Raw genomic sequence first — 12,478 nt, forward strand, 5'->3', positions numbered from 1 at the left:
GTCAAGCGTCAAGCTGAGCTTCGCTCAGCTCCAGGCCTGCGTGGGCACGTGGTCGCGGCTGCCCTTGATCCTGTTGTTTTCATCGACGAACACGAGGTCCGGCTTCCAGCCCGCCTTCAACTCCGCCTCGTCGACCACCGCGAACGCCGCGATGATGACCAGATCGCCGAGCTGCGCGCGACGCGCGGCCGAGCCGTTCAGCGAAATCATGCCGCTGCCGCGCTCGCCCTTGATCGCGTAGGTCGAGAAGCGCTCGCCGTTGTTGATGTTCCAGATGTCGATACGCTCGTTTTCGACGATGTTCGCCGCTTCGAGCAGATCTTCGTCGATCGCGCACGAGCCCTCGTAGTGGAGCTCGCAGTGCGTGACCGCGACGCGGTGAATCTTCGACTTCAGCATATTGCGTTGCATGATCAATCCAATCCTGTGTGACTGCGCAGTGTAACTGTGTTCGCGCGGGCGGTTGCGGCGTCAGATTTCGAGGTTGTCGATGAGCCGGGTCGCGCCGAGCTTCGCGGCGGCCAGCAACACGAGCGGTGCGCTGGCGTCCTGCGCGCCGGGCGCGATCAGGTTCGAGCGCTTGCGGATCGCGATGTAATCGGGATTCCAGCCGCGCGCCGCGAGCGTCGCTTTGGCCGACTCTTCGAGTTTCGCGAAGTCGCGCTCGCCCGCGAGCACCGCGTCGCGCACCCGATTGAGTTCGGCGGCCAGCATCGGCGCCTCGGCGCGTTCGGCGGCCGAAAGGAACCGGTTGCGCGAGCTGAGCGCGAGGCCGTCGGTGTCGCGCACGGTTTCGGCGGCGACGATGTCGGTGGGCAGCGCGAACTGGTGGCACATCTGGCGCACGATCATCAGCTGCTGGTAATCCTTCTTGCCGAACACCGCGACGCGCGGCTGCACGCACGACATCAGCTTCATCACGACCGTGCACACACCGTGGAAGAAGCCGGGGCGGAATTCGCCCTCGAGGATCTCGCCGAGATCGTGCGGCGGATGCACGCGGTATTCCTGCGGCTCCGGATACATGTCCCTTTCGGTCGGCGCGAACAGCACGTAGACACCTTCCTTTTGCAGCTTCTCGATGTCGGCTTCGAGCGTGCGCGGATATTTGTCGAAATCCTCGTTCGGGCCGAACTGCAGGCGGTTGACGAAGATGCTCGCCACGACCGGGTCGCCGTGCTGGCGCGCCAGGCGCATCAGCGACAGATGGCCCTCGTGCAGGTTGCCCATCGTCGGCACGAAGGCCGTGCGATTCTGGCCGCGCAACTGGTCGCGCAATTCATGGATCGAGCTGATGACTTTCATGATCGGACAGGGATAGGCTCGCGCGGCGCGCGATCCGGTTGGCGCGACACCTGGCGGAATCGCGCGGCTCATCGCCTCACCGGCAAATGACCGGTTCGGAGCGCGGATTGTAGTGGATTTGGGCAGCGGACGCACCGAAACGCGGCGGCATTTCCGAGCGGCGCGCGGCGCGCTTGCCGCGCACTCCCCGCTGAGGCCCGCCAGGCTTTGCTGCGACGGTGTTCGTAGCGAGATTTCCTCGGTCCGGCCGCGGTCCGGCCGTCAAGCGGCGGTCATTCAGCGCTCAGGCCGGTAGATACGCCAGCCGCACGTAAATCGGCGCGAACGGCTCCGCCTGGGTGATTTCGACGAGCGATTCACGGCACAGTTCGAGCACGGCGATGAAATTCACGATGACGACCGGCACGCCGCGGCTCGTGTCGAACAGATCGGAAAACTCGATGAAGCGCGCATTCTGCAACTGACGCAGGATCAGGCTCATGTGCTCGCGCACCGACAACTCCTCGCGCGAAATCTTGTGATGCTGGACCAGCTTCGCGCGCTTGATCACGTCGGCCCACGCGGCGCGCAGGTCGTCGCTGTTCACGTCCGGGAAGCGCGGGGCGACACTCTGCTCGATGTAGACCTCGGCGCGCAGGAAATCGCGCCCAAGCTGCGGCAACTGGTCGATGCGTTGCGCGGCGAGCTTCATCTGTTCGTATTCGAGCAGGCGGCGCACCAGTTCGGCGCGCGGGTCTTCGGCTTCCTCGCCGGTGTCGGCCTTCTTGACCGGCAGCAGCATGCGCGACTTGATTTCGATCAGCATCGCGGCCATCAGCAGATACTCGGACGCGAGTTCGAGATTGGTCTTGCGCAGTTGCTCGACGTAGCCGAGATATTGCACGGTGACATCCGCCATCGGGATGTCGAGCACGTTGAAGTTCTGCTTGCGGATCAGGTACAGCAGCAGGTCGAGCGGCCCCTCGAAGGTCTCGAGGAATACCTCGAGCGCGTCCGGAGGGATGTACAGGTCGTTCGGCAGCTTGAACAGCGGCTCGCCGTACAGACGCGCGAACGCGACGCCGTCGACCGTGTCGGGCGTCGAATCGGTGGCGGGTGTGGAAAGCGCGGTGTCGGACGGTGCCGGCGCTGGGCCGTGAACCGGGCCGTGTATCGGGCCGTGAAGCGGACCATGCACCTCGTCAGCGTGACTCATCGTCGGCGTGACTGGGAAGCTTAGAAGTTCTGGTAGTACGAGTAAGGCGTCTGCTGCACGCGCGAAGTTTTCTGCTCGGCGCGCTCTTCCAGATCGATCGGCTGTTTGTCCCACAGCAGTGCGCGGCCTTTGCGTTGCTCGGCCTCCAGATTGGGCTTCTGTTGCTTGAGCTGGTTCAGGAACTGGGTGATGTCCGATTGATACATGGCTCGACGTCCGTGGTGGGTAGGGTGGCGGCTCTCGGGCTGGCCGCTGCGCGGTGCCGCGGGGAGGGCGCCGTCGTCCGCGATTTTACCGCATGCGTCGCGGGCGGTCGAAAATCGCCGTGGGCCGCCCATTTTTGAGATGAAGCGCGGAGCTCCGCCAGGGGTACGAGACAGGCCGATCGGGGTCGCGTTGTGGTCAAATAGCATGCCTCGATCGCATGCGCGGCCGGGGCGCGAGAATTCACTCATTGAGGCCGGAGGTCCTGTTTGGCGGGAGGTACGATCGACATGCCGCGTGCGTTGCGCGGCGAGACCGGCCAGGCGCGCGGGCGCGCGCGTGAGCGCGAGGCGCTCGCGCGGTGCTGGCTGCGTGTGTCGCTCGCCATCGGCCTCGGCCTCCTGATGTTGCTGCTCGCCGCGGGCAAGGCTCACGCGGCGAGCAAGGCACCGAGCTACAAGGTCGAGGTGGTCGCCGAGCCGCGCGCGCTGCGCCGGCTGCTCGAACAGCACCTCGATATCTCGCGTTTCGCGAAACGGCCCGACGTCACCGACGACCAGTTCTCGTTCCTGATCACCGCGACGCCACAGCAGGTGCGCGATCTCGCCGCGACGCAGGGCTATTTCTCGCCGCTCGTCAGCACCGACGTGCGCACCGTCGACAACCTGCGGCAGGTCACCGTGCGCGTGGAGCCGGGCCCGCAGACCAAAGTCACGTCGGTCGATCTGTCGTTTCGCGGCGCGGTGCTGACCGAGGACCCATCGCGCGAAAACGCGACGCGCTTCGCGTTCTCGCTGCACGAGGGCCAGCCGTTCTCGCAGGGCGCCTGGGACGACGCGAAGAACGCGTCGCTGCACGAGCTGCAATCGCGCCGCTACCTCGCCGCGAAGATCTACCACTCGGAGGCGCTGATCGATCCGCGCACGCACACGGCGAAGCTGTCGGTGATCTACGACAGCGGGCCGACCTTCACGATGGGCCAACTCGACGTGCAGGGCACGAAGCGCTATCCGGAGCGCATCGTCCACAACGTCAATCCGATCTCGCCGGGCGACATCTACGACACGCGCACCGTCGCCGAACTGCAGCGGCAACTGCAGAACACGCCGTACTTCGCGAGCGTCGCGATCGACCTCGACAACGACCCCGCCAAGCCGCTCGACACGCCGGTGCACGTGAAGGTGTCGGAGTTTCCGTATCACAGCTTCCGCGGCGGCGTCGGCTATTCGACCGACAACGGCCCGCTCGTGCAGGGCGGCTACACGTATCTGAACACGTTCGGCGCGGCGTGGCCGTTCACCGTCGAGGGCCGCGCCGACAAGACGCAGCAATACGGGCAGATCCAGCTGTCGATGCCGCCGGGCCAGCACGGATGGACCAATAGCGTGCTCGCGTCGTACACGACCACCGACGTCTCCGACACGCGCATCTACAGCATCCGCGGCGGCGTGCAGCGCTCGCGCACGTCGCAGTTCCTCGACTACAGCTATTCGCTGCTGTTCTACGACGATCAGCTCGACCAGAACGCGGCGCCGCCGAGCCGGGCGCACGCGCTGGTGCCGGGGTGGTCGTGGACGCGGCGCGACACCGACGACCCGCTGTTCCCGCGCCGCGGCAACCTGATCCACGTCGAGGCGGGCTTCGCGGTGAAAGGTCTGCTCGCCGACCAGTCGTTCATCCGCGGCTACGCGCGCGGTCAGCAGTATTTCCCGATCGGCGTCGACGACATCGTGCTGATCCGCGCCGAGCTCGGCGGCGTATTCACGAGCGGCAGCTCGAGGGGCATTCCGGCGTCGCTGCTGTTCCGCGCGGGCGGCTCGAACTCGGTGCGCGGCTACGGCTTCCAGAGCATCGGTAACAACGTCGCCGGCTCGATCCTGCCGACCAAGTACCTGGTGACGGGCGCGGCCGAATACCAGCACTGGTTCTCGCACAACTGGGGCGCGGCCGTGTTCTTCGACATCGGCACCGCGACCGACACCTGGGGCGAAAAAGTTTTCTATCCGGGCGCCGGCGTCGGCGCGCGCTGGCGCAGCCCGGTCGGCCCGGTCAATCTCGATGTCGCTTACGGGATCCGCGATAACCGGGTGCGGCCGTATATCACGCTCGGCATCGCGTTCTGACGTTTTGACGACAACCCACTACCTTATTTGCCACCGTATTCACGCATGACCACCGACGTCATCGCCCCGCCCCCCGCGCAGCCGCCCGGCGCCATGCCGCCAGCACCGCCGGATGGGCAGCAGCCGCCCGACACGCCGCCGAAGCGGCGCTGGGGCCGGCTGCTGCTGAAGTCGGTCGCGGGCACGGTGGTCATGCTGGTACTGCTCGCCGCACTCGCGGTCGGTCTGCTGTACGGGGCGCTGACGACCGAGCGCGGCACCGCGTACGCGTGGCACGCGGCTGTGAAGCTGCTCGGCGGCCGGCTCGCCGGCACGCTCGACGGCGGCACGCTCGCGCGCGGCGTGCAACTGCGCGACGTGCGCTGGCGCAGCCTCGACGGCAGCGGCACCGACATCGAGATCGACCGCGTCGCGGGCAGCTGGGCGCTCGCGCGCGAGCCGTGGCGGTTCACGATCGACTACCTGCACGTCGGCACGATCGAGGCGCGCGTCGGCCCGTCGTCGTCGAGCACCGGCGAGCCGCTGAGCTTGCCGCAGGATCTGCAGCTACCGATGCAGCTGGAGATCCGCGACGTGCAGGTCGAGCGGCTGCTGCTGCACCAGGGCGCGTCGACGACGGAGCTGTCCAGCTTCGCGTTTCATGGGCGCAGCGACGGGCGTCATCACGAGGCCGCGATCGATCGGCTCGATACGCCGTTCGGGGCGCTGACGGCAGCGGCGAAACTCGATGGCGTGCGGCCGTTTCCGCTCACCGGCGAAGTCGGTTATGCGGGCAAGATCAACGATGAAGCGGTGCAGGTGGCCGGCCACCTGAGCGGCACGCTCGAGCAGCTCGTCGCCGAGCTCGATGCGAGCGGCATGAAGCTCGCCGGCCACGCGCGGGTCGAAGCGGCGCCGTTCGCCGCGGTGCCGTTGCAGCGCGCGACGCTGAGCTTCGATCATGTGAATCCGCAGGCTTTCGCGCCGGGTGCGCCGCTGGCCGATCTGGCGGTGCGCGCGGAGCTGCAGCCGGTCGAGCAGGGCGCGGCGACCGCCCCTGGCACAGCCGGCGCGGCGAAACCGTCGGCCGCCAGCCATCCGCACCACATCTTCGGCGACCACCACGCGCCGGCCAAACCGGCGGCGGGTTTCGCCGTCGCCGGCCATGTCTCGATCGTCAACGCGAAACCCGGCGCAATCGACCAGAAACTGCTGCCGCTGATCGATGCGAACGCCGACGTGCGCCTCGACGCCCACACGCAGAGCATCTCGAACCTGAACGTGCGGCTCGTGCGCAACGCGACGCTCACCGGCGGCGGCGCGCTGAGCGGCCGGCACGGCCGGCTCGATCTGAGCGTCGCGCGGCTCGACCTGAACGCGCTGCAGGCGACCGTGCGGCCGACTCAGCTGTCCGGCCCGATCGGCATCCGCCTGAACGACGACATCCAGACCCTGACGCTCGATCTCGCCGACCCCGCCGCCGCGCTGCGCGCCCAGGGGAAGATTACGTTCGACCCCGCACGCATCAGCTTCAACGACGTGCGCGTCACGTCGGGCCGTGGCCGCATCGATCTATCGGGCGCGCTGAAGCACGATGACAACTCGACCTACAACCTGAAGGCGCAACTGACCGATTTCGATCCGCTGTCGCTGACCTCGCAGATGCCCGCCCGCACGCCTGTCACGACATCCGGCGCGTCCGCCGCGAGCGGCGCGCAACGCGAGCGGCAAGCGCAAGCCGCGGCGCTCGTGGGCAGCACCGCCGGCGCGAAGAGCGCGGCGCCCGGCGATCAGGCCGCCGCCATCGCGAAGAACACCGCGCAAGCCGCGGCGCAGACCGAAGTGCTCGAGCGCGGGACGCCAGCGCCCGCGCATCGCGCGGGCCCTGCGCCACGCGCAGCCGCGCATGCAGGTCCGCCAGCGCGGAGGATCGAGGCGCGCGTGAACGCCACGGTCACGGCAGCAGGTGTGCTCGCACCGGTCTTCACGACGCGCGCCGAATTCACGCTCGGTCCGAGCGTCTACAACGACCTGCCGCTCACGGGCGGCGGCATGATCCAGCTGGCCGGCTCGCGAATCCTGCCGAGCCACGCGAATCTTTCGGTGGCGGGCAACCGGGTGAATCTGCAAGGCAGCTTCGGCGCGGCCGGCGACCGGCTGCGCTTCGGCATCGACGCGCCGCAGCTCGATCGGCTCGGCTTCGGCCTCGCGGGCGCGGTCGCCGCGGACGGCGACGTTACCGGCTCGTTCGCGCATCCGAACGTCACGCTGAATTACAAGGCCGACAGCGTCGTGTTCGCGAGCAACCGCATCGGCCATGCGGAAGGCCATGCCGAGTTGCGCGACGGCGCGAACGGCGCCCTCGCGTTCACGACCGACGCGCGCAATGTCAACGCGGGCGGCGTCGACCTCGCCACGCTGACCGCCCGCCTGTCCGGCACACGCGCGAACCACACGCTCGAAGCCGCCGCGACCGGCAAGCTGCAGGGCCGACCGCTCGATCTGACGCTCGCCGCCAACGGCAAGCTGACCGACACGCGCGACGGCTCGCGCTGGGACGGCACCGTCACGCGTCTGCAGAATCGCGGCACGCCGGCGCTCAATCTCGAATCGCCGCTCGCGCTCAGCGCCGGGCCGGGGCACCTCACGCTCGGCGCGACGCGCCTGACGATCGAAGGCTCGGTGCTGACCCTGAAGTCATTCGCGTTCGATCACGGCCGCATCCAGTCGGCCGGCAGCCTGACCGATCTGTCGCTCGCGCACTTGCAGGAGCTGCGTCGCCAGATCACCGGCGAGCCGCCCGCCGTGCGCACCGACCTCGTGTTCGACGGCGACTGGGACTTCTCGCTCGGCGCGACGGCGAGCGGCCACATCGAGCTGCGCCGGCGCAGCGGCGACGTGACGGTCGAGATCGGCCGCGGGCTCTCGTCGATGGGCATTGGCGACATCCGCGCGCGCGCCGAATTCACCGGCGGCAACCGGCTCAACGCGACCGTGCATGCGCAGGCGAGCCGCGTCGGCGTGATCGATGCCGACGCGCACACGCCGCTCGTGCTGCGCGACGGCATGTTGAGCGTCGATCCGCAAAGCGCGCTGTCGGGCAACGTGAACGCGAACGTGCCGTCGCTGCGCACGACGGGCGGCCTGCTCGGCCCCAGCTATCTGCTCGACGGCCATCTCGCGCTGAAGCTCGCGCTCGGCGGCACGGTCGCGAAACCGAACGTGAGCGGCTCGCTGACCGGCGACGGTCTGTCCGCGACGGTCGTGAGCCAGGGCGTGCAACTGAAGGACGGGGTCGTGCGCATCGCGCTGTCGCAGAACATGGTGGACTTCCAGCAGGTCGAGTTCCACGGCGCGAGCGGCACGCTGCGCGCGACCGGCCGCGTGCGTCTCGACAGCTCGGAGCCCGACATGACCGCGAGCATCGTCGCGGACAAGCTCGATGTGTTCGCGTCGCCGGACCGCCATCTGTCGCTGTCGGGCAGTGCGAACGTCTCGAACGGCGGCGTGGAGCGCGGCCCTGTGATCGACGGCAAGTTCGTGGTCGACAGCGCGCGGTTCGATCTGCCCGAGCAGGCCGCGCCGAGCCTCGGCGACGACGTCGTGATCATCCGCCCGGACGGCACGCGCTCGGGCGGCCGGCCGCGTCCGAGCGAAGGCGGCCAGCCGCCGGCGAGCCCGTTCGCGCCACGCGCGAACATCGAGATCGGCCTCGGCAAGGACTTCCGCTTCCGTGGGAAGGGCGCCGATCTCGGCCTCGCCGGCACGATCACCGCGACGAGCGCGCCGAATACGCCGCTGCGCGCGGTCGGCAACGTGCGCGTCACGCCGGGCTCGACCTACACCGAATTCGGCCGCAAGCTCGCGATCGAGAACGGCTTCTTCACGTTCAACGGGCCAGTCACGAATCCGGGCATCAACATTCTCGCGATGCGCCGCAACCAGCAGGTCGAGGCCGGCGTACAGGTGACGGGCACGCTGCAGGCGCCGGTCGCGCGGCTCGTGTCGGAGCCAAGCGTGCCGGACAACGAAAAACTGTCGTGGCTGCTGTTCGGCCACGGCACCGACCAGGGCAATAACCTCGGCCAGCAGAGCACGATGACGACCGCGCTCGCGCTGCTCGGCAGCGCGACGGGTCAGCGGATCGCGCAGACCGTCGGGCTCGACGAGTTTTCGATCGGCCGCAGCGACGTCGGCCTGACCGATCCGCAAGTCGTGATGGTGTCGAAGGCGATCAACGAGCGGCTCGTGATCGGCTACGAGCAGGGGTTGCAGTCGGCGAGCAATGCGATCAAGGCGACGATCAATCTGACGCGATACTGGTCGCTGGTCGTGTATGGCGGCACGTTCTATGGCGCCGACGTGCTGTACACGCGGCGCTTCGACCGGATCTCGTGGTGACGCGGGCAACATAAAAAAACGGCACGCCTGGAAGCGTGCCGTTTTCGTCATACCTGCCTGCGGCGAGGTGGGGCGGGGCGCCCAAAGGCGCCGCGCGTTACTTCACGCGCATGCCGGGCTTCGCGCCGCTATGAGGCTCGAGCACGTAGAGGCCCGGTTCGGCCTTCTCGTCCGCCGCCGATGCCGCCAGCACCATGCCCTCGGACATGCCGAACTTCATCTTGCGCGGCGCCAGGTTCGCGACCATCACGGTCAGCTTGCCGATCAGCTGCTCCGGCTGATACGCGGACTTGATGCCCGAGAACACGTTGCGGGTCTTCTCTTCGCCGACGTCGAGCGTCAGTTGCAGCAGCTTGTCCGAGCCTTCCACCGCCTTGCAGTCGACGATCTTCGCGATGCGCAGATCGACCTTCGCGAAGTCGTCGATCGTGATGATGCCGGCCTCTTCTTCCTTCGCGGCGATGGCCTTGGCGTGGGCCTTCGCCTTCGCCTTCGCGTCGGCCGGCGCCGCTTCCGGCGTGGCCTGCAGCGAGTCGCGATTGGCCGCGAGCAGCGCCTCGATCTGCTTCGGATCGACGCGCGTCATCAGATGCTTGTACGCGTTGATCGGGCGCGCCGAGCTGAGCGGTGCGGTGGCGTCGGCCCACACTAGCGGTTCGATGCCGAGAAAGGCCTCGACCGCTTCGGCGAGCTTCGGCAGCACCGGCTTCAGGGCCAGCGACAGCAGACGGAACGCCTCGATGCTGACGCTGCAGGTTTCGTGCAGCGCGACCGCGTTGGCCGGGTCTTTCGCCTGATCCCACGGCTTCGCGGTATCGACGTAGGCGTTGACCGAGTCGGCGAGCTCCATGGTCTGACGCAGCGCGCGGCTGTACTCGCGCGCCTCGTAGTGCGCGGCGATCTGCGGCAGCGCCGCGCGCAGCGTGCCGAGCAGCGGATGATGCATCGCGCTGTCCTGCACGCGGCCGTCGAAGCGCTTGATCAGGAAGCCGGCCGCGCGGCTCGCGATGTTCACGTACTTGCCGACCAGATCGCTGTTCACGCGCGCCTGGAAGTCGTCGAGATTCAGGTCGAGGTCTTCCATCGTGCTGTTCAGCTTGGCCGCGAAGTAGTAGCGCAGCCATTCCGGATTCAGGCCGGTGTCGATCACGCTTTGCGCGGTGATGAAGGTGCCGCGCGACTTCGACATCTTCGCGCCGTCGACCGTCAAAAAGCCGTGCGCGAACACGTTGGTCGGCGTGCGATGGCCCGAGAACTCGAGCATCGCGGGCCAGAACAGCGTGTGGAAATACAGGATGTCCTTGCCGATGAAGTGGTACTGCTCGGCCGTCGAGCCCTTGCGGACCCACGCGTCGAAGTCGAGGCCGCGCTTTTCGGCGAGGTTCCTGAAGCTCGCGTAGTAGCCGACCGGCGCGTCGAGCCACACGTAGAAATACTTACCGGGCGCGCCCGGAATCTCGAAGCCGAAGTACGGCGCGTCGCGCGAGATGTCCCAGTCGGCGAGCTTGGCTTCGCCGGCGTCGCCGAGCCATTCGCGCATCTTGTTGGTCGCTTCCGGCTGCGCGAGGCCGCCGACCCAGGCGCGCAGGAAGTTCTCGCAGCGCGGATCGGACAGGCGGAAGAAGTAGTGCGTCGAGGTCTTGCGAATCGGCGTCGCGCCCGAGACGACCGAGTACGGATTGACGAGCTCGGTGGGCTGGTAGGTCGAGCCGCAGACCTCGCAGCTGTCGCCGTATTGGTCTTTGGCGCCGCATTTGGGGCACTCGCCCTTGATGAAGCGGTCCGGCAGGAACATTTCCTTGACCGGGTCGTACGCCTGTTCGATCTCGCGCGCGTCGATCAGCCCCGCTTCCTTTAGCGCGAGGTACACGTTTTCGCTGAGCACGCGGTTTTCGTCGGAGTCCGTCGAATAGTAGTTGTCGAACGAAATGCCGAAGCTGTCGAAGTCGCGCTTGTGTTCCAGCCAGACGCGATCGATCAGCTGTTTCGGCGTCAGACCTTCCTGTTCCGCGCGCAGCATCACCGGCGTGCCGTGCGTGTCGTCTGCGCCGACGTAGTAGACCTCGTGGCCGTGCATTCGCAGCGCCCGGACCCAGATGTCCGTCTGGATATATTCGACCAGATGGCCGATATGAATCTGCCCGTTCGCATAAGGAAGGGCCGACGTGACGAGAATCTGACGGCGGCCGGACGGCGCGCCTGCTGGGAGGTCGGTGGCGGGTGCTGACATAAGGATCGGGGGTGCCTGCGGTGGGACGAAACGGTGATTTTAGCAGGGCGCACGCCGCACGCGGACCGGGCGCGGCGGGCTGGACGCGCGGAACAGAGGGGGATGGGGGCGGGCGCCGCGGTGGCGGACCACCAGGAACGATGCCTGGCGAAGCGGGGTGCAAAACCGCGCGGGCAAAAAAAACCGGGGTCGATAAACCCCGGAGCAACAACGACAAGAGGAGAATGGTGACGTGACGGCTTCGCCAGCCACGTACCGTAAAGACAGACCGCGGATTTTCCGCAGAGTTCGAAATTTTTTTCGATCCGTCGACAAGCCGGTCCGGCGGCGCCGTCTCCTTGAGACTTGCCCTTATTGGGTCGCGTGCTGGGCCGTGGCGCGCAGATAGATCTCGACGCGACGGTTGGCCGCACGGCCGGCTTCGGTGTTGTTGTCGGCGATCGGCTGGTTCGGGCCCATGCCGGTGGCCGACAGGCGCTGCGGCGCGATGCCGCGTTGCGCCAGATAGCCGGTCACGCTCTGCGCGCGATTGACCGACAGCGTCTGGTTGTATTGCAGCGAGCCGGTGTTGTCCGTATGGCCGACGACCGACGCGACGACTTCCGGATTCTGCTGCAGCGTCTGTGCGAGCTGGTCGAGCACCGGTGCGAACGACGGCTTGATCGCGTAGCTGCTGGTGTCGAACGTGACCGAACTCGGGATGTTCAGCTTGAGCGAGCCGTCAGGTTGCTCGGTGATCTGCGTGCCGGTGCCCTTGGTCGCGCCCGACATGCGGTTGCGGATGTTGTCCCAGTTGTAGCCGGTGATGCCGCCCACCGCGGCGCCGGTGGCCGCGCCGATTGCCGCGCCCTTGCCGCCGCCGAAGATCGCGCCGATCGCCGCGCCGGCACCAGCGCCCACGCCGGTGCCGACTGCTGTGTTGGTGCCCTGTTGGGTTGCGCAGCCTGCCACCAGCGAGCCGGCCACGGCGAATACGGCCACGCGAGTCATGATTCTTGCATTCATTTTGGTTTCCTTTCGAGTGCGAATGAGCCAGCGGGT

The 12,478-nt window shown here is 67.4% G+C and carries 8 protein-coding genes; 2 read left to right on the forward strand and 6 right to left on the reverse strand.

Annotation, left to right across the window (positions count from 1 at the left end):
* Window positions 1–24: 24 nt before the first annotated feature.
* From panD to HDG37_RS06940, 4 genes are all read right to left on the reverse strand, one after another.
* The gene (panD, locus tag HDG37_RS06925; protein ID WP_184045579.1) at window positions 25–411 is read right to left on the reverse strand and encodes an aspartate 1-decarboxylase; all 387 of its coding nucleotides are present in this window, start codon (window positions 409–411) and stop codon (window positions 25–27) included.
* Between the two features lie 60 nt (window positions 412–471).
* Window positions 472–1,305 carry a pantoate--beta-alanine ligase gene (gene panC / locus HDG37_RS06930; protein WP_184045581.1) on the reverse strand — a complete coding sequence of 278 codons (834 nt, stop codon included), beginning with the start codon at window positions 1,303–1,305 and terminating at the stop codon, window positions 472–474.
* 283 nt (window positions 1,306–1,588) lie between these two features.
* The gene (locus tag HDG37_RS06935) at window positions 1,589–2,500 is read right to left on the reverse strand and encodes a ScpA family protein (RefSeq protein WP_221311919.1); all 912 of its coding nucleotides are present in this window, start codon (window positions 2,498–2,500) and stop codon (window positions 1,589–1,591) included.
* Window positions 2,501–2,520: 20 nt separating this feature from the next.
* A complete protein-coding gene (locus tag HDG37_RS06940; RefSeq protein WP_184007962.1) occupies window positions 2,521–2,706 on the reverse strand; it encodes a DUF3460 family protein in 186 nt (61 codons plus the stop codon).
* Between the two features lie 267 nt (window positions 2,707–2,973).
* Here HDG37_RS06940 and HDG37_RS06945 point away from each other — a divergent pair, with 267 nt between their 5' ends.
* Together HDG37_RS06945 and HDG37_RS06950 are read left to right on the forward strand one after the other, a co-directional pair.
* Window positions 2,974–4,827 carry an autotransporter assembly complex family protein gene (locus HDG37_RS06945; RefSeq protein WP_184045583.1) on the forward strand — a complete coding sequence of 618 codons (1,854 nt, stop codon included), beginning with the start codon at window positions 2,974–2,976 and terminating at the stop codon, window positions 4,825–4,827.
* A 45-nt stretch (window positions 4,828–4,872) separates the two neighbouring features.
* Window positions 4,873–9,207: a translocation/assembly module TamB domain-containing protein gene (locus HDG37_RS06950; RefSeq protein WP_184045585.1), complete on the forward strand. Its 4,335-nt coding sequence runs from the start codon at window positions 4,873–4,875 to the stop codon at window positions 9,205–9,207.
* 97 nt (window positions 9,208–9,304) lie between these two features.
* Here HDG37_RS06950 and metG read toward each other — a convergent pair whose 3' ends face one another.
* Together metG and HDG37_RS06960 are read right to left on the reverse strand one after the other, a co-directional pair.
* The gene (gene metG / locus HDG37_RS06955) at window positions 9,305–11,437 is read right to left on the reverse strand and encodes a methionine--tRNA ligase (protein ID WP_184045587.1); all 2,133 of its coding nucleotides are present in this window, start codon (window positions 11,435–11,437) and stop codon (window positions 9,305–9,307) included.
* A gap of 351 nt (window positions 11,438–11,788) precedes the next feature.
* Window positions 11,789–12,442 (reverse strand): OmpA family protein, encoded by a 654-nt coding sequence (locus HDG37_RS06960; RefSeq protein WP_184045589.1) that lies wholly within the window; start codon window positions 12,440–12,442, stop codon window positions 11,789–11,791.
* Window positions 12,443–12,478: the final 36 nt, after the last annotated feature.

It is taken from the genome of Paraburkholderia sp. MM5384-R2 (assembly GCF_014201025.1).
Classification (GTDB): Bacteria; Pseudomonadota; Gammaproteobacteria; order Burkholderiales; family Burkholderiaceae; genus Paraburkholderia; species Paraburkholderia tuberum.